Source organism: Streptomyces sp. NPDC045470, assembly GCF_040646595.1.
Classification (GTDB): Bacteria; Actinomycetota; Actinomycetes; order Streptomycetales; family Streptomycetaceae; genus Streptomyces.
In genome coordinates this window covers 411,143-427,840 of the sequence record NZ_JBEZAN010000003.1, presented here as the reverse complement: position 1 = coordinate 427,840, position 16,698 = coordinate 411,143, and the positions used below count along the sequence as shown (strand labels likewise).

The 16,698-nt window shown below is 73.5% G+C and carries 13 protein-coding genes; 4 read left to right on the top strand and 9 right to left on the bottom strand.

What is annotated here, in order from left to right; translation table 11 throughout:
- Positions 1-38: 38 nt before the first annotated feature.
- The 7 genes from AB0A97_RS12215 to AB0A97_RS12185 form a co-directional block, all read right to left on the bottom strand.
- Positions 39-1,289, bottom strand: coding sequence for an MFS transporter (locus AB0A97_RS12215; RefSeq protein WP_361148065.1), 1,251 nt, complete (start codon positions 1,287-1,289; stop codon positions 39-41).
- A gap of 21 nt (positions 1,290-1,310) precedes the next feature.
- Entirely contained in the window at positions 1,311-2,291 is a 981-nt protein-coding gene (locus tag AB0A97_RS12210) for a metallophosphoesterase (RefSeq protein ID WP_361148063.1), read from the bottom strand.
- A 123-nt stretch (positions 2,292-2,414) separates the two neighbouring features.
- The gene (locus AB0A97_RS12205) at positions 2,415-2,747 is read right to left on the bottom strand and encodes a DUF427 domain-containing protein (RefSeq protein ID WP_361148061.1); all 333 of its coding nucleotides are present in this window, start codon (positions 2,745-2,747) and stop codon (positions 2,415-2,417) included.
- 122 nt (positions 2,748-2,869) lie between these two features.
- Positions 2,870-3,361: a thioesterase family protein gene (locus tag AB0A97_RS12200; RefSeq protein ID WP_361148059.1), complete on the bottom strand. Its 492-nt coding sequence runs from the start codon at positions 3,359-3,361 to the stop codon at positions 2,870-2,872.
- Positions 3,358-4,314 carry a 3-hydroxyacyl-CoA dehydrogenase NAD-binding domain-containing protein gene (locus tag AB0A97_RS12195; RefSeq protein WP_361148057.1) on the bottom strand — a complete coding sequence of 319 codons (957 nt, stop codon included), beginning with the start codon at positions 4,312-4,314 and terminating at the stop codon, positions 3,358-3,360. The genes AB0A97_RS12200 and AB0A97_RS12195 overlap by 4 nt, the downstream gene beginning before the upstream one ends.
- Positions 4,315-4,355: 41 nt before the next feature.
- Positions 4,356-5,243 carry a 3-keto-5-aminohexanoate cleavage protein gene (locus AB0A97_RS12190; RefSeq protein WP_361148055.1) on the bottom strand — a complete coding sequence of 296 codons (888 nt, stop codon included), beginning with the start codon at positions 5,241-5,243 and terminating at the stop codon, positions 4,356-4,358.
- A 48-nt stretch (positions 5,244-5,291) separates the two neighbouring features.
- Positions 5,292-6,155, bottom strand: coding sequence for a TetR/AcrR family transcriptional regulator (locus tag AB0A97_RS12185; protein WP_361148053.1), 864 nt, complete (start codon positions 6,153-6,155; stop codon positions 5,292-5,294).
- 217 nt (positions 6,156-6,372) lie between these two features.
- Between AB0A97_RS12185 and AB0A97_RS12180 the strand changes: the two genes are divergently transcribed.
- The 4 genes from AB0A97_RS12180 to AB0A97_RS12165 all read left to right on the top strand — a co-directional run bounded on the left by AB0A97_RS12180 (position 6,373) and on the right by AB0A97_RS12165 (position 12,599).
- Complete coding sequence (locus AB0A97_RS12180) at positions 6,373-8,436, top strand: SpoIIE family protein phosphatase (RefSeq protein WP_361148052.1); 2,064 nt, start codon at positions 6,373-6,375, stop codon at positions 8,434-8,436.
- Between the two features lie 159 nt (positions 8,437-8,595).
- Entirely contained in the window at positions 8,596-10,005 is a 1,410-nt protein-coding gene (locus tag AB0A97_RS12175) for a glutamine synthetase family protein (protein WP_361148050.1), read from the top strand.
- Between the two features lie 61 nt (positions 10,006-10,066).
- A complete protein-coding gene (locus AB0A97_RS12170) occupies positions 10,067-11,248 on the top strand; it encodes an amidohydrolase family protein (protein WP_361148048.1) in 1,182 nt (393 codons plus the stop codon).
- A gap of 70 nt (positions 11,249-11,318) precedes the next feature.
- Complete coding sequence (locus tag AB0A97_RS12165; RefSeq protein ID WP_361148046.1) at positions 11,319-12,599, top strand: MFS transporter; 1,281 nt, start codon at positions 11,319-11,321, stop codon at positions 12,597-12,599.
- Between the two features lie 52 nt (positions 12,600-12,651).
- On the opposite strand, the gene AB0A97_RS12160 is transcribed toward AB0A97_RS12165, so the two are convergent.
- Positions 12,652-15,030 carry a phosphoketolase family protein gene (locus AB0A97_RS12160; protein WP_361148044.1) on the bottom strand — a complete coding sequence of 793 codons (2,379 nt, stop codon included), beginning with the start codon at positions 15,028-15,030 and terminating at the stop codon, positions 12,652-12,654.
- A gap of 133 nt (positions 15,031-15,163) precedes the next feature.
- Positions 15,164-16,663 carry a M81 family metallopeptidase gene (locus AB0A97_RS12155; RefSeq protein ID WP_361148042.1) on the bottom strand — a complete coding sequence of 500 codons (1,500 nt, stop codon included), beginning with the start codon at positions 16,661-16,663 and terminating at the stop codon, positions 15,164-15,166.
- Positions 16,664-16,698: the final 35 nt, after the last annotated feature.

Below are 16,698 nucleotides of genomic sequence, written 5' to 3'. Positions count from 1 at the left end.
CTCAGCCTCCACCGGGCCTGCCGTGTCAGTCGCGACCATCAGGACCGCCTTTCCGTACGGGGGAGCAGCGCGGCGGCGCCCACCAGGGCAGCCGCGAGGACGACGACGGCGATGACCAGCGCCGCCCGGCTGCCCCACAGCGTCCAGGCGGCGCCGAACCCCGCCGCGGCGAGCAGTCGGCACAGTGCCTGGCCCGTTTGCAGCAGGGCCATGCCGCTCGCCTGCCGTGCCGCGGGCAGGGCCGGCCCTGCCAGGGCCATCAGCACGCCGTCGGTCGCGGCGTAGAACACGCCGACCAGGAGCAGCACACCGGCCAGCAGGACGGTGCCGTCGCCGACGGTGAGCAGCAGCAGATACGCGGCGAGCAGCGCCGCATGGCCGAAGAGGAAGGGGACCCGGCGTCCGATGCGGTCACCGAGCCGTCCGGCGGGTACCGCCAGCAGCAGATAGACCGCGGCGGTGCCGAGCGGCAGCAGCGGGAACCAGCGGACCGCGAAGTCCAGTTGCCGCTGGAGCAGCAGGTAGACGAACGAGTCGCCGATGGTGGCGGCGCCCAGCAGGGCGGCGGCCGCCATGATGCGCCGGAAGGCGGCGTCGCGCAGCGGCTCGGCGATCCTGCTGCGCAGCGGGACCCGCGGCCCGGCGGCGGGCGCGGCCACCGGCCCCAGGGTGCCCCGTCCGGGGACGAACACGACCAGCAGCAGTACGCCGAGCAGCCCGACGCAGAAGCTGACGACGAACACCGCGTCGTAGGCGTCCGCGGTCGCCCACAGCAGGGCGAACGCGGCCAGCGGGCCGAGCAGCGCGCCCGTGGTGTCCATCGCGCGGTGCACGCCGAACGCCCGGCCCAGTGCGTCGGGCGGGCTGCTGAGCGAGATCAGCGCGTCGCGCGGGGCGGTGCGTACGCCCTTGCCGATGCGGTCGGCGGCGATGGCCGCGCTGATCCCGGCCGTGCCGCCGCCCGCGAGCAGCAGGCCCAGCCGGGACAGCGCGGACAGCGCGTAGCCGGTGCCGGCCACCAGCTTGTGCCGTCCGCCGCGGTCGGCGGCGTGCCCGCCGGCCAGCCGTACGAGCGCGGTGACGCCGTTGTAGAGCCCGTCCAGGAAACCGAACTGGAGGGGGGAGAGCCCGAGCTGGAGGACGAAGTAGAGCGGCAGTACCGCGGTGACCATCTCGGAGGAGATGTCGGTGACCAGGCTGACCGTGCCGAGGGCGAGGACCGGTCCGGCGACGCGGCCACGCGTCAGCCGTGTGGTGGCGGCGGCCGCGCCGGTGGTGGCGAGATACATGGCGGGTGGGTCCCGGGCCGGTCAGTGGCACTGGTAGGACGGGCTGCTGTCCTTCGTCCTGCCGTCCGTGCCCACCAGGTCCCAGGAGAACCCGTCGTCGGTGAAGTTCAGCTTGACCACGCCGAAGGTCTTGGTCAGCCGCTTCTCGCTGTTCGGCTGGACCTCCTCGATCTTGTACGGGTTGGCGCCGCCCATCCCGGCGAGCAGTTCGACCAGGCCCTTCGGGTCGGCCTTGCCGTCCGGGTTCTGCGGCGCGAAGCGCTCGTAGTGGTGGTCGTGCCCGTTGAGCACCAGCTCGGCCTTGGCGTCGTACAGCAGCTTCCAGACGGGCTTGCCGACCGGGTTGTTGCCGTGCTCGCCGGAGGAGAACAGCGGGTGGTGCCAGTAGGCCGCCACGCACTTCTTGGTGTTGGCGGCGAGGTCGTTCTTGAGCCACTTGGTCTGCGCGGAGTCCAGGCTGTTGGAGTCCAGTGCGACGAAGTGCCAGTTGCCCTGGTCAAAGCTGTAGTAGCTCTTGCCCTGGGGGTAGGCGACGGAGCCGAAGTAGGACTTGTACCCGGCCAGTTTGCCGGCCGGGTCGTACGTCTCGTGGTTGCCGGCGACCGGGCGGGTCCTGGACTTGAAGGCGCCCCAGGAGGTGTCGTAGTACTTCTGGAAGTCCTTGAGCCGGGCGTCGTCGTACTGGTTGTCGCCCATGGTGAGCACGAAGGCCGGATCGATCTTCTTGACCTGGGCCGCGGTCTTCGGGTGCACGCAGCTACTGCTGCTCGCGGTGCACTGCTCGGCGATGTCACCGGCGGCGACCACCGTGAACCCGCCGGCCCGCGCCGCCGTCCGCTCCGGCGCGGCGTCCGCCCGGCCGGCCGGCGACCACAGCACCGCACCGCCGACGAGCGCGAGGACCGCGCCCGCGGCGGTGGGTATGCCGGTGCGGGGGTTGGTGAGGAAGGGCCTGGCCGGGCGGGTGGTGCGGGACTTCGCGGCGCGGGGGGTGGGCGTCATGTCCGTCTCCTCGGTCGGCGGAGGTGCCGTTCGGAGGAATCTTGACGACGGCGCATGTACGCGTCAATAAGCCTGACGGAGAATGGTTAGGAAACTTTCCTACTCACTGCCGCGCCGTGTCGCTCACACCAACTCCGTGTCGTGGAAGCACAGATGATCCTTGATCTGCTCGACCGCGGACTTCGGCGCAGGGTAGGCCCACGCGATGTCCTCCGGGCCACCGGAAAGTGACCAGTAGGAGGCGTCTCCCTTGAACGGGCAGTGGGTACGAGTCTCGGACGGGACCAGCAGATCCGTCCGGACGTCCTCCGGCGGCAGGTAGTAGCGCACCGGATAACCGGTCTCGCGCAGCAGCAGCGGACGGCGGCTGTCGGCGACCACCTGGCCGTCGTGGACGACCCGGACGTGCTCGGTGCCCTGCTCGACGGTGATGCGGTGCCCTGGTACGGACGGCATGACGGTTCCTCTCCGACGGGGTGTGAGGCTCCTAGGGTGACACCGCGCGGCAGGCGGACGGCCGACCCGACGGCGGCGCGGCGTGCCCCCGGACGGCCGGGGACACGCCGTGCAACGCCGCCTCACGCCTTCCGGATTCCCGGCCGCTGCACCTCCCTGATGCCCCGCCCGGCCCAGTCCGGAGCCGGACCGGCCAGTTCGGCCAAGCCCGCCAGCCGCCGGTACGCCTCCTCGGGCAGCGGCGCGGCGCGTCCCTCGCCCTGGTGGACGTGCAGGGCGAAGATCTCCTCGGTGGCCACCGGATCGCCGGCCGCGTCCCCCACGTACATCTCGTGGACGCAACGCACCTTCTTCGCGCCCACGCCCAGGACCGTGGTCCGTACGAGGAGTTCGGCGCCCCGCGGCACCTCCGCGAGGTAGCGCACATGCGCCTCGACCGTGTAGAGCGAATGGCCGGTGCGGGCGCGGTAGGCCGGGCCGAGACCGGCCGCGTCCATGAGGGCGTCCGTGGCGAAGCCGAAGACCAGGACGTAGTACGCCTCGGAGAGATGGCCGTTGTAGTCGATCCAGTCGTCCTGGACCGTCCGCCGGAACAGCGGCAGCCGCGCCGTCACCGGTCGGGCCCGTCCAGCCGGCCGGTGGCCCGCAGTACGTCGATGACGCCCTGGTCGCGCTCGGCGACGAGCTGGGCGTACGTACGGCCGTCGGCGGCCCGGTCGCAGCCGTCGACCACCGCGTCCCGCAGCGCCCGGTCCAGCTCCGGGGCCTCCAGCCGGGTCCAGGGAGACTTCAGCGACGGGCCGAAGTGGTCGAGCATGTGGGCCATCCCGCCCTCGCCGCCGGCCAGCGCGAACGTCAGCATCGGGCCCATGAACGCCCAGCGCAGCCCCGGCCCTTCGGTGATCGAGGTGTCGATGTCCTCGACCGTGGCCTCGCCGTTGGCGACCATGTGCAGCGCCTCGCGCCACAGGGCCTCCTGGAGGCGGTTGGCGATGAAGCCGGGCAGCTCCCGGTCCATGGTGATCACGGACTTGCCCGCCGCCTCGTAGAACTCCGCGGCCCATGCGACCGCCGTGCGGTCGGTCCGCTCCCCGCCGACCACCTCGACCAGCGGGATCAGGTACGGCGGGTTGAACGGGTGCCCGACGACCAGACGGCCGGGCGTGGCGGCCGTCGTCTGCATGTCGGTCATCGGGTAGCCGGAGGTGGAGGAGGCGATGACCACGCCGGGCGGGGCGGCGGCGTCGAGCTGGGCCAGCAGATCGCGCTTGAGCTCCAGCTTCTCGGGGGCGCTCTCCTGCACGAACTCGGCGTCCGCGACGGCTTCGGCGAGGGTCGGAGCCATGGTCAGACGGTCGGGCGAGGCGCCCTCGGCCAGGCCGAGCTGCTCCAGGGCCGGCCAGGCGGCCGTGACCAGGCGGCGCAGCTTGTCCTCGGCGTCCGGCGCGGGGTCCCAGGCGGTGACGTCGTAGCCGCGGGCGAGGAAGTGGGCGACCCAGCCGCCGCCTATGACGCCGGCGCCGACGCACGCCACACGGCGTACGGAAGAGGGAGGGGTGGGGGACACGAAAGGCTCCTGAGTGTGAGGGGGCGAGGGGGAACCGGGCTTCAGCCGCGCGGCTTCAGGCCGAGGCGGGCACGGGCCTGGTCCGGGGTGGCGACCGTCGCGCCCAGCAACTCCGTGATCTGCACGGCCCGTTCGACCAACTGGCCGTTGGTCGCCTTGACGCCCTTGCTCAGGTAGAGGTTGTCCTCCAGCCCCACCCGGACGTTGCCGCCGAGCAGGATGGACTGCGCGACCCACGGCATCTGCATCCGGCCGAGCGCGAAGCTGGCCCACTGCGCGCCCTCGGGGAGCATCGCGACCATCGACTGGAGCACGCCCGGGTCGGCCGGCGCGCCCCACGGCACGCCCATGCACAACTGGAAGACGGTCGGGTCGTCGAGCAGTCCTTCGGCGAGCAGTTGCCTGGCGAACCACAGCTGCCCGGTGTCGAAGATCTCCAGTTCGGGCCGTACCCCCAGCTCCTGGATGCGCCGGGCGCCCGCGCGCAGCATGTCGGGCGTGGAGACGTAGAGGTTGGAGCCCTCGCCGAAGTTCAGCGAGCCGCAGTCCAGGGTGCAGATGTCGGGCAGCAGTTCCTCGACGTGCGGCAGCCGCTCCAGGCCGCCGACCAGGTCCGTACCGGGCAGGTGCCGCAGTGGCTCGTCCGGGTCGATGACGAGGTCGCCGCCCATCCCGGCGGTCAGGTTGATGACGACGTCGGTGCCGGTCTCCTTGACGCGTTCGACGACCTCGGCGTACAGGCGCGGGTCGCGGGACGGGGCGCCGGTCTCCGGGTCGCGTACGTGGATGTGGACGACGGCGGCGCCGGCCGAGGCCGCCTCGACGGCGGACCTGGCTATCTGTTCGGGGGTGACGGGCACGTGCGGCGAGCGGCGCACGGTGTCACCGGCTCCGGTCAGCGCGCAGGTGATGATGACCTCGTTGTTCACGGCGGGTCCTTCGGTCGGTGGGGTCGGAACGGCGGGGGAGCCGCCCGCTCAGGGGGCCAGCTCGTGGTCGATGAAGGTGAGCAGCGCGGCGTGCATGGTGTCCGGGCCGGTGCTGTCGGGCGCGGTGGCCAGCACCTGGGTGGCCAGGCCGTCGATGAGCGCGGTCAGCCGCAGTGCGGTGGGCTCGGGGTCCACGGCGCGGAAGACGCCCTGGTCGACGCCCCGGCGCAGGACTTCGGCGACGGTGGTCCGCCACTGCCGGTAGTAGTGCTCGTGCAACTGCCCCACGGCGGTGGAGCGCGCGGCCTGCGCCCACAGGTCGAGCCAGACCAGCCACTGCCGCCGCTGCTGTGCGGTGCGCGGCGTCTGCAACGCGATCAGGTGCAGCAGTTCGGCGCGGGCGTCCGGCGCGTCGGCCAGGCCCGCGGCGCGCCGCGCGGTGTCCTCGTCCATGCACCAGCGCACGGCCGCTTCCAGCAGTTCGTCGCGGCCGGGGAAGTGGTAGTGCACGGCGGCCGTGCTGGTGCCGCAGGCGGCGGCGATGTCGGCGACCCGGACGCCGTGGAAGCCGTGCTCGGCGATCAGCCGGACGGTCTCCCGGACGATCTGCAGCGGCCGGCCGCCCTCGGGCACCGCGACCGGCTCCCGGCCCCGGGCCGGTGCCGGGGCGCCGCCCCGGGACCCGAGCAGCCACGCCACGTCCACGCCGCCGATGTCCGCGACGCGCACGATCTCGGCGAGGGTGAAACGCCGGGTGCCGCCCAGCGACCTGGACAGCTTCGAGGGGTCCATCACGATGCGCCGGGCGAACTCGCGGCGGCTGCAGCCGAGGCGGTCGACCACCTGTCGTACGCGGTCGCGCACGTCGCTGTCGTCGGGGATCCGGGTGCCGGGGTCTTCGTCCGTGGACATGGTCAGGGACCGTAACAGTGTGTTGAGATCATCGCAACGACCTCCACGGCGCCGACTGGGGCCAGTCTGCTGTAACAGCGCCGAGAGGCGTGTGTTGAGCACTGACTGATGCGTAAGTCAGTGGCGTCGGCGCGCCGGGTCCGGCCTCGCGGGCCGGCCGCGTACCGGACACCGGTGGACCGGCCACGTATGGGGCAAATGTGGCAAAGTTGCGGACATGGCTGACCGGGGCGCGAAGCGGCCGACCGTGTCGGTGCCGGACGACTGGCCCGCTCATCCGGACCTGACGCTGGCCCTCAACGGCATGGGCGGCTTCGACTGGGACCTCGACAGCGGCCGTATGCACATGGACGGCTCCGCTCTGGAGGTCTTCGACCTGCCGCCGGAGGAGTACGACTCCGACCCGGCCGCCCTGGGCTGCCGTCTGCCGCCGGACGAGGCGGCCCGCCTGGACAGCGTCGTCTCCCAGGCCCTGAAGGACGGCAGCGACTCCTACGGCGCCTACTTCCGCGTCCGGCTGCGGGACGGCACGGTGCGCTGGGCCCACACCCAGGCCAGCATTCGCCGCGACGGGGCCGGAAAGCCGCACCGCGTCATCGGCGTCGTCCGGGACGCCAGCCAGGAGTACGCCCAGGCGGCGGAACGGGCCCAGGCGCACGCGCGCAGACTGCGCAACACCGGCCTCGTCGAGCGCACCACGGCGGCCCTGGCGCACGCCAGGACCGTCCGCGACGTCATCGGTGTGCTCGGCGACGACCAGGCGCTGACCCGGCTGGGCGCGCGGAACGTCATCGTCGGCCTGGTCGAGGCGGGCCGCATCCGGGTGGTTCACGAAGGGCTGGCGGGCAGCTTCGTACCGCAGCACGAGGTGCTGCGGGTCGAGGAGGAGTTCCCGATGAGCGAGGCGGTGCGCACCCTCCAGCCGTGCTTCATCCGCTCCCGCGCCGAGTTCGCCGAACGCTACCCGGCGCTCTGGCCGCACCTCGAAAGGATGGACTTCGGCTCCGCCGCGTACCTGCCGCTCATCGCGCAGGCCCGGCCGATCGGAGTGGTGGGCCTGTTCTACCGCTCGGAGAACCCGTTCGGCGTACAGGAGCGCAACCTGCTGCTGGCGCTCGGCTCCAGCGTCGCGCAGAGCCTGGCCCGCGCCATGCTCTACGACCAGGAGCACGACCTCGCCGAGGGCCTCCAGCAGGCCATGCTGCCGCGCCGCATCCCCGGCATCCCAGGCGCCCAGATCGCCGTACGCTACCGGGCCGCCCGGATCGGCCGGGACATCGGCGGCGACTGGTACGACGTGATCCCGCTGCCCGAAGGCCGGGTCGCCGCGGTCATCGGCGATGTACAAGGGCACGACACCCACGCCGCGACCGTCATGGGCCAGCTACGGATCGTGCTGCGCGCCTACGCCGCCGAGGGGCACCCGCCCGCCACCGTCATGGCCCGCGCCTCCGCCTTCCTCGGCGAACTGGACACCGACCGCTTCGCCACCTGCACGTACGCGGACGCCGACCTGGCCACCGGGACGGTGCGGCTGGTGCGGGCCGGGCACGTGGACCCGCTGCTGCGGCACGCCGAGGGGCTGTGCCGGCGCCTGGAGGTGGCCGGTGGCCTGCCGCTGGGCATAGCGACCGGTTTCCGCGACCTGGACTACCCCGTCACCACCGCCCACCTGGGCATCGGGGAGACCCTGGTGCTGTACACCGACGGGCTGGTGGAAGAGCCGGGCATCGACATCGAGGACGGCGTACGGCACCTGGCCAGAGTGATCCGCGACGGCCCCCAGGACGTCCAGCAACTGGCCGACCGGCTCTGCGACCTGGCGGCCGAGCAGACCGGCGACGACGACATGGCGATGCTGATCCTGCGGCGCGGCGGGGAGCCCGCCGCGCCGGCCGCCGGACGGCTCCAGCAGCACGTCGCACCCGACGACGCCCGGGGGCTGTCCGCCGCCCGCCACATGATCCGCGCCGCGGTACGGGCCTGGGGCGCACCGGAGCGCGCCGAGGAGGTCGAACTGGCCGCCGACGAGCTGATCACCAACGCGCTGCTGCACACCGACGGCGCGGCGGTGGTGACGGTACGGATGCCGCACGGCACCGACCGGCGGCTGCGGCTGGAGGTGGCCGACCGCTCCAGCGCCCTGCCGCGCCGCCGGGACAGTGACGAGTCCGCGATGTCCGGGCGCGGACTGCTCCTGGTGGAGCGGCTGTCGGATGTCTGGGGTGTGGAGCCGCGCGGCAACGGAAAGTGCGTATGGTGCGAGTTCGACTGTCCGTGACGGCCGGTACGGCCCCCGGGAGCGGGACGGCCGCGCCTGCCGTCCGGCGGGACACCCGCGGCAACCGCCCCTGAACGGGGCACCGCGGCACGGGCAGCGGACAGGGCACAGTTCGATCGGCCGCCGAGTGAGCGGCCCGGCGGAATGAGGACACGCGCTATGGAACCGGGGCCTGCGCAGCAGTGGGGCGACGCCCGCCGGACGGCGGCACGGCTGGACGCGGAGCACGTCCGCGCCATCGCCCTCACCTGGGTCGACAACGCGGGCATCGCCCGTACCAAGACCGTGCCGACGGCCCGGCTGGCGCCCGCCGTGCAGCGCGGCGTCGGCATGTCACCGGTCTTCGACGTCTTCACCTCCGACGACGCGATCACCGCGTCCGCGCACCTCGGCGGACCCGACGGTGACCTGCGGCTCTTCCCCGACCTGGAGCGGGTCACGGTGCTGGCCGCGCAACCCGGCTGGGCCTGGGCGCCGGTCGACCGCTACGACCAGCTCGGCACGCCGCACCCCGGATGCCAGCGGCAGTTCGCCCGCCGCATGGTGGACCGGGCCGCCGACGCGGGACTGGTCCTGCGGATGGGGTTCGAGACGGAGTGGGTGGTCACCCGCGCGCCGGAGGCCGGCGGCGGTCGCCCCGACAGCTCCACGGGCGCCGAGGAAACCCTCGACTACGCCTGCGCCGGCCCCGCCTACGGCATGACCCGCGTCGTCGAACTCTCCGACTACCTCCGCGACGTGGCCGAGGCGCTGGCCCTCCAGGACATCGACGTCCTCCAGCTCCACCCCGAGTACGCGCCGGGCCAGTTCGAGGTGTCCACCGCGTCGGCCGACCCGCTGCGCGCCGCCGACGAGCTGGTCCTCGTCCGCGAGACCGTACGGGCCGTCTCGCTCCGGCACGGCCTGCGGGCCAGCTTCGCGCCCTCCGTCGTGGCCGGCCAGGTCGGCAACGGCTGCCACCTCCATCTCAGCCTGCACCGCGGCGAACGCAGCCTGCACCGGGCCCGGGACGCCGAACACGGCCTGGACCCGGACGCCGTACGGTTCCTCGGCGGCGTCCTGGAGACGATGCCCGCGCTGCTCGCCGTCGGCTGCCCCTCGCCCGCGAGTTACCTGCGGCTGGCCCCGTCCGTGTGGGCCGGCGCCTACCAGTGCTGGGGCGTGGAGAACCGGGAGGCCGCGCTGCGCCTGGTCACCGGCGCCCCCGACGATCCGGACGGGGGGCACGCCGAGATCAAGCCGTTCGACGCCGCGGCCAACCCGTACCTGGCGGTCGGTGCGGTGATCGCCGCCGGGCTGCACGGCCTGTCCACGGGCGCGGCGCTGCCCCCGCCGGTCACCGGCGACCCGGGCGTCCTGGGGGTCCGTGAACGCTCCCGGCGCGGCATCGTCCGGCTGCCCTCGTCGCTGACCGAGTCCACCGACCGGCTGGCGGAGTCGGCGGTGCTGCGGGAGGCCATGGGCGAGGTGCTGTACGGCGCCGTGATCGCCGTACGCCGCGCCGAGGCGGCGCACTTCGCGGACAGCGAGCCCGAAGAGATCGCCGCGGCGACGCGCTGGAGGTACTGATGGCCGTGCCCGCCCTCGTGCCCGCCCCCGGTGCGCCGGCCGCCCACGGACGGCGGGGCCGATGACCGCGCAGGCCACCGGCGGCGCCCCGGACCCGTTCCCGGACCTGCCGCCGCTGATCGACCAGCACTGCCACGGAGTGCTGCGCGGCGACCTGACGGCCGCCGAGTTCGAGTCGTACCTGACCGAGTCCAACCGGCCCGCCGCCGCGGGCACGACCTTCTTCGACACCCAGGCGGGCTTCGCCGTCCGCCGCTGGTGCCCGCCGCTGCTCGGCCTCGCGCCGCACTGCACGCCCGGCGCGTACCTCGCCCGGCGGCGCGAACTGGGCGCGGCCGAGACCCGCCGCCTGCTGCTGGGGGGCACCGGCATCGGCACGTACCTGGTGGACACCGGTCTGCCCGGCGACCTCACCGGGGCGCACGAGACGGCCGAGGCGGGCGGCGGCACCGGGCACGAGATCGTCCGCCTGGAGACGCTGGCGGAACGGGTCGCGGCAGGCGTACGGGCGGCACGGACGGCGGGGGAGGAGACCGCGGACGTGGCCGCCGAGGTGTTCGCTGCCGGGCTCGCCGACGCCGTACGGGACGCGGCCCGCACCGCCGCGGGCTTCAAGTCCGTCGCCGCCTACCGGCACGGGCTGGCCCTGGCTCCCGAGCCGCCCACCGCCGCCGACGTCGTGACCGCCGCCCGCGACTGGCTCGCCGCCGGCCCCCACCGCCTGACCGACCCGGTCCTGCTGCGCCACCTGCTGTGGCTCGCCGTCGGCACCGGCCGCCCCCTGCAACTGCACACCGGCTTCGGCGACCCCGACCTGCGCCTGCACCACGCCGACCCGGCCCTGCTCACCGACTTCGCCCACGCCATCGCGGGCGCCGGCACCGACCTGATCCTGCTGCACTGCTACCCGTACCACCGCCAGGCCGCCTACCTGGCCCATGCCTTCCCGCACGTGTACGCCGACGTCGGCCTGGCCCTCGGGCACACCGGGCCCCGCGCGGCAGCCGTGCTCGCCGGATTCCTCGAACTGGCCCCCTTCGGCAAGCTCCTCTTCTCCACCGACGCCTACGGCCTGCCGGAGCTGTACACCGTCGGCAGCGCCGCCTTCCGTACGGCGCTGGCGGAGGTGCTGACCGGCTGGGTGCGCGTGGGCGCCTGGTCGGCGGCGGACGCCGACCGTGTCGCGGCGCTGGTCGCGGCCGGTAACGCCCGCCGGGTGTACGGGCTTTCGGAGGGCCGGTAGCCGTGCGGCCGGTGTCATGATCAGGCCACCCGGGTAAGTGGCACCACCACGGACCGTGCTTTACTGCCCCGTGCCTCCTGCCATATCCGACACCGAGCCCCGTCCTCCGCTGTACACCCGCCTCTTCGCCGACATCACCCCGCTGCGCATCTCCGCCGACTACCGGCGCCTGTGGTTCGGCAACACCGTCTCCTGGGTCGGCCAGCAGATGACCGCCCTGGCCGTCTCCCTCCAGGTGTACGCCCTCACCGGCTCCACCTTCGCCGTCGGCGCGGTCGGCCTGTGCTCCCTGGTCCCGCTGGTCGTCTTCGGGCTGTACGGCGGCGTCATCGCCGACACCGTCGACCGCCGCAAACTCGGCCTGTACAGCGCGGTGGGCGCCACCGTGCTCTCCGTCGCGCTGGCCGCCGCCGCGCTCGCGGACGTACGACAGGTGTGGGTGCTCTACACGGTCGTCGCCCTCCAGGCCGTCTGCTTCGCGATGAACGCGCCCGCCCGCTCGTCGATGATCCCGCGTCTGCTGCCGGCCGAGCAGTTGCCCGCCGCCAACGCCCTCTCCTCGCTCACCAGCAACCTCGGGATGATGGGCGGCCCGATGCTCGGCGGTGTCTTCGTCGGCCTGTGGGGCTACCAGGCCGCCTACCTGATCGACGTGGTCTGCTTCTCGGCCGCGCTGTACGCCATGTGGCGGCTGCCCGCCATGCGCCCCGACCACGGTGACGGCGACGAGGCGCCGCGCCGCCCGTCCGTCCTGGAAGGGCTGCGCTTCCTCGCCACCCGGCCCAACCTGCGGATGACCTTCTTCGCCGACCTGGCGGCCATGGTGCTGGCACAGCCCCGCGCGCTGTTCCCCGCCGTCGCCGTCCTCTGGTTCGGCGGTGACGCCAAGACGGTGGGCCTGCTCGTCGCGGCGCCCGCGGTCGGCGCGGTGCTCGGCGCGCTGTTCTCCGGGTGGCTCGGTGCCGTCCGCCGGCACGGCCTGGCGATCCTCGTCTCGGTCGCCGCCTGGGGAGCGGCCGTCGCCTGCTTCGGCCTCACCCGCCACCTGTGGCTCGGCCTGTTCTTCCTCGCCGTCGCCGGGTGCGCGGACACCGTCTCGATGGTCTTCCGCGGCACCATGCTGCAGGCCGCCGCGCCGGACCGGATGCGCGGCCGCCTGCAAGGCGTGTTCATCGTCGTCGTGGCGGGCGGCCCCCGGCTCGGCGACTTCCTGGCCGGGTCGGCGGCCGACCTCGCCTCACCGGCCGTGGCGGTCGTCGGCGGGGGACTCGCCTGCGTCGTGACGGTGTTGCTGCTGGCCCTGTGGCGGCGCGACTTCGCCCGCTACGACGCTCGCGACCCGCAGCCCTGACGGGCGGCCCCGGGGCCGGTTCCGCACCCGGCCCCGGGGCCACCCGCCGCCGTCACCGGCCGCCGCCCGGCCAGTTCCACTCCTCGACCTCCGGCAGGTCCGTGCCGTGCTCGCGGATCCAGGCGTGGTGGCGCTGCCGCACGTCCGCCATCGCCTGCCGTACTCCGGCGGCCCGTACGGCCAGCCCCGGCACCCGGTCGATCACGTCCATCACCAGCCGGTAGCGGTCCATGTCGTTGGTGACCACCATGTCGAACGGCGTGGTCGTGGTGCCCATCTCCTTGTAGCCCCGCACGTGCAGATTGGGGTGGACGGCCCGGCGGTAGGTGAGCCGGTGCACCAGCCACGGGTAGCCGTGGTACGCGAAGACCACCGGCACGTCGTGCGGCAGCAGCGCCTCGAACTCCCGCTCCGTCATGCCGTGCGGGTGCTCCTCGTGGGGTTGCAGGCGCGTCATGTCGACGACGTTGACGACCCGTACCGACAACTGCGGCAGGTGGGTACGCAGCAGGGAGGCGGCGGCCAGCGTCTCCTGCGTCGGCACGTCACCGGCGCACGCGAGCACCACCTCGGGCCGGCTGCCGGGCTGTTCGGTGCCCGCCCACTCCCAGATGCCCGCGCCGCGCGCGACGTGCCCCCGCGCCTGCTCGATGTCCAGCCAGTCGAAGCACGGCTGCTTGCCCGCGACCACCACGTTGACCACGTCACGGGTGCGCAGCACGTGGTCGGCCACGCACAGCAGGCTGTTGGTGTCCGGCGGGAGGTAGACCCGTACGGTGTGCGGGTCCTTGTTGAGGATGTGGTCGACGAAGCCGGGGTCCTGGTGCGAGAAGCCGTTGTGGTCCTGGCGCCAGACGTGCGAGGTCAGCAGGTAGTTCAGGCCCGCCACGGGCACCCGCCAGGGGATGTCGCGGGCCGACTGGAGCCATTTGACGTGCTGCGAGGCCATGCTCGACACGATGTGCGCGAACGCCTCGTACGAGGAGAACAGGCCGTGCCGGCCGGAGAGCACGTACCCCTCCAGCCAGCCCTGGCACAGGTGCTCCGAGAGCACCTCCATCACGCGCCCGTGCCGCCCCAGGTGCTCGTCGGTGGGCTCGGTCCGGGCCTGCCACGCCTTGTCGGTGGCGTCGTACACGTCCTGGAGGCGGTTGGAGGCCGTCTCGTCCGGGCCGAACAGCCGGAAGTCGCGGCGGTCGGCGGTCCGCTCCATCAGATCGCGCAGCAGGCCGCCGAGGACGCGGGTCGGTTCGTGCATCCGGGTGCCGGGCTTGTCGACGGGCACCGCGTACTTCTCGGGGTCGGGCAGCGGCAGCGTACGGACGAGGCGGCCGCCGTTGGCGTGCGGGGAGGAGCCGAGCCGCCGGTCGCCGCGCGGCACACAGGCCAGCACCCGGTCCACCGGCCGCCCCTCGCCGTCGAACAGCTCGCCCGGCGCGTACGACCGCAGCCAGCCCTCCAACTGGCGCAGATGGTCCGGGTTGTCCCGGACGCCGGACAGCGGGACCTGATGGGCGCGCCAGGTGCCCTCGACGGGCGCGCCGTCCACCTCGCCGGGGCCGGTCCAGCCCTTGGGGGTGCGCAGCACGATCATCGGCCAGCGGGGCCGGGAGCGCGCGCCGTCGCCGCGGGCGGTGCGCTGGGCGTCGTGGATGCGCAGCAGTGCGGTGTCCATGGCGGCGGCCATGTCCCGGTGGACCTGCGCGGGGTCGGAGCCGGTGACGTACAGCGGCTCGTGCCCGTAGCCACGCAGCAGCGCGTCCAGCTCGTCCTCGTCCAGCCGGGCCAGGACCGTCGGGTTGGCGATCTTGTAGCCGTTCAGGTGCAGGATCGGCAGCACAGCGCCGTCGTGCGCTGGGTCCAGGAACTTGTTCGCGTGCCAGGAGGCGGCCAGCGGCCCGGTCTCCGCCTCGCCGTCCCCGATCACGCACGCCACCAGCAGGTCCGGGTTGTCCAGCGCGGCGCCGTACGCGTGCGCGAGGGAGTAGCCCAGCTCGCCGCCCTCGTGGAAGGAGCCCGGCACGTTCGGCGCCGCGTGGCTCGGCACCCCGCCGGGGAAGGAGAACTGCTGGAACAGCCGGCCCATCCCGGCCGCGTCCCGCCCGATGTCCGGATACAGCTCCCCGTACGTGCCCTCCAGCCAGGCACCGGCGAACACCGAAGGCCCGCCGTGCCCCGGGCCCCACACGCACACCGCTTCCTGCCCGTGGGTGCTGATGACCCGGTTGACGTGGGTGTAGACGAGGTTCAGGCCCGGACAGGTGCCCCAGTGGCCGAGCAGGCGCGGTTTGATGTGCTCGGGGCGCAGTTCCTCGGTGAGCAGCGGGTTGCCGGTCAGATAGATCTGACCTGCCGCGAGGTAGTTCAGCGCCCGCCAGTGGGCGTCGAGATCGAGCAGGTCGTTCTCGGTGAGCGGGGTCGGCGACTCCATCGGGGCCCTCCGTCGGGGGAAAGGTGATCAGGGAGCGCCTCTCCACCGTACGGGCCGTCATGCACCGGCGCCGCACATAACGGGCCGACCGGACGCGCCGGGCCCTCGGAGCCGGTGTCCCGGAGCCCGTCCCTCAGAGCAGCACCGGTGTCAGGTCCGGGTCCTCGAAGCCCGCGTCGTCGAACGGGTAGAGCGGGCGGGTCACCCGGTGGTGGCCCAGGCGCGGCAGGTCCTGGTCCACGCCGCCGGGGGTGAGGGCGAGCAGCCAGTCGGCGGCCATCGCGTACAGCTCCGGCTCCAGGTAGCCGATCTTCACCACGACGATGTCGTACGCCGTCGGGTCGAGCGTGCCGAAGTCCGCGCGGGTGTGGAAGGGCTTGCGCCGCTCGGTGAGGACGGCCGTCACGCCGCCCCGGGTGACGGCGGCGGTGCGGCCGCCGCCGTCGTACGCCGGGTTGCCGCGCGGGGCACCGGCGGCGGGCGCGGCCGGGTCTTCGAGGGCGGTCACCGTGCCGGTCAGCTCGTACGGTTCGGCGTGCGGGCCGGTGCCGGCGCTGACGTGGCCGCCGACCTCCAGGGTGACGCGGGCGCCCACCCCGGCGGCGAAGCAGGCGGCCACCGCGGCCGGATCGGTGATGCCCGGGTGCAGCGCGGTGACCCGGCCGCTCGCCAGGTCCTCGTCGGCCAGCAGACGCCGCAGCATGTACGCGAGGTCGCCCGCGCCGCCCGCGGTGGGATTGTCGCCGGAGTCGCTGATCAGGAACGGGCGGGCGGGGGACGCGACGGCGTGGGCGACGCACGCGTCGGCGTCGCCGGTCGGGCCGGCGAAGACGAAGTCGCGGCGCACGTCCCAGTACTCCCGGGCCAGGCCGCGGGCCTGCTCCAGCGCCAGGTCCGGGTCGTCGCCGGTCACCACGACCGCGGCCCGGCAGCGCGCCTCGTCGGCCCAGGCGTAACCCACCCAGAGCGCCGCGTCCACGATGCCGTCCAGCGCCTCGACCGAGGCGAGCCTGCCGTACAGGGACTTGGCCGGTTCCAGGCGGGTGCTGGTCTTCTCGCCGGGGAGCAGGACCGGTACCTGCACCCAGGCGCGGTACGGACGGCCCTTGCCGGACACCAGCCGTCCGACCAGTTTGCGGGCGGCCCGCTCGCGCGTCTCCCAGGCGTCCTCGTGCGGGGCGAGGCGGTGCGCGGTGAGCAGGTCGAGGCGGTCGGCGAAGCGGCGCGAGACGTTGCCGTGCAGGTCCATGGCGGCGGAGAGCAGCACGTCCGGGCCGAGCGCGTCCCGTACGGCGTCGGTGAGGTCCGCCTCGGCGTCGTCCAGGCCGACGACGCTCATGGCGCCGTGGATGTCGTAGACCATGCCGTCCAGCGGCCCGGCCTCGTGTATCCGGGTGACCAGTTCGGACTTGATCCGGTCGTACGTCTTCCGCTCGACGGGCCCGCCGGGCAGCGCCACCGCGTGCACCAGGGGCACCCACTCCACCTGGTCCGCGAGGTCGCTGTCCGGCCGGGTCCAGGTGTAGCGGTCCAGCAGCGCGGCGCCGCGGGTCACGCGGAAATCGTCGTACGTCGAGCGGTGCGGGCAGAACTGGCTGGACTCGATGGCCATGCCGCCGATGGCGATACGCATGTCGGTCGTGCACCTTCCGTGGGGGCGTGGGGGTG

Bases quoted from the DNA above. Each gene is read 5' to 3' on its own strand.
- AB0A97_RS12215 (WP_361148065.1), bottom strand. From the start codon at position 1,289: ATGTATCTCGCCACCACCGGCGCGGCCGCCGCCACCACACGGCTGACG.
- AB0A97_RS12210 (WP_361148063.1), bottom strand. From the start codon at position 2,291: ATGACGCCCACCCCCCGCGCCGCGAAGTCCCGCACCACCCGCCCGGCC.
- AB0A97_RS12205 (WP_361148061.1), bottom strand. From the start codon at position 2,747: ATGCCGTCCGTACCAGGGCACCGCATCACCGTCGAGCAGGGCACCGAG.
- AB0A97_RS12185 (WP_361148053.1), bottom strand. From the start codon at position 6,155: ATGTCCACGGACGAAGACCCCGGCACCCGGATCCCCGACGACAGCGAC.
- AB0A97_RS12180 (WP_361148052.1), top strand. From the start codon at position 6,373: ATGGCTGACCGGGGCGCGAAGCGGCCGACCGTGTCGGTGCCGGACGAC.
- AB0A97_RS12175 (WP_361148050.1), top strand. From the start codon at position 8,596: ATGGAACCGGGGCCTGCGCAGCAGTGGGGCGACGCCCGCCGGACGGCG.
- AB0A97_RS12170 (WP_361148048.1), top strand. From the start codon at position 10,067: ATGACCGCGCAGGCCACCGGCGGCGCCCCGGACCCGTTCCCGGACCTG.
- AB0A97_RS12160 (WP_361148044.1), bottom strand. From the start codon at position 15,030: ATGGAGTCGCCGACCCCGCTCACCGAGAACGACCTGCTCGATCTCGAC.
- AB0A97_RS12155 (WP_361148042.1), bottom strand. From the start codon at position 16,663: ATGCGTATCGCCATCGGCGGCATGGCCATCGAGTCCAGCCAGTTCTGC.